This window comes from Neisseria sp. P0021.S007 (assembly GCF_051956855.1).
Genome location: NZ_JBQCXA010001769.1, coordinates 1 through 436, shown reverse-complemented (window position 1 = coordinate 436; position 436 = coordinate 1). Strand labels below are relative to the sequence as shown.

The 436-nt window shown below is 57.3% G+C and carries 1 protein-coding gene; it reads right to left on the bottom strand.

Features of this window, described 5'->3' with window-relative positions; translation table 11 throughout:
- A partial coding sequence (locus ACTHUR_RS21370; RefSeq protein WP_440400815.1) for an ATP-binding cassette domain-containing protein occupies positions 1–436 on the bottom strand: 436 nt, incomplete at both ends.

The window sequence follows — 436 nt, the reverse complement described above, 5'->3', positions numbered from 1 at the left end:
TCCCAGTATAACTTCCCTTAACCTTAGCAACAATCTCAGGGCTGCCTTCCGCAATAATCCTCCCCCCGCCATCGCCGCCTTCAGGCCCTAAATCCACAATCCAATCCGCGGTTTTAATCACGTCCAAATTGTGCTCGATAATCACAATCGAGTTGCCTTTGCCTTTCAGACGACCTATGACTTCCAGCAGCAGGGCGATGTCGGCGAAGTGCAGGCCGGTGGTGGGTTCGTCGAGGATATAGAGCGTTCTGCCGGTGTCGCGTTTGGAGAGTTCCAAGGCGAGTTTGACGCGCTGGGCTTCGCCGCCGGAGAGGGTGGTGGCGGACTGGCCGAGGCGGATGTAGCCGAGGCCTACGTCCATCAGGGTTTGCAGTTTGCGCGATACGGTGGGGACGGCATCGAAAAATTCGCGGGCTTCTTCGACGGTCATGTCGAG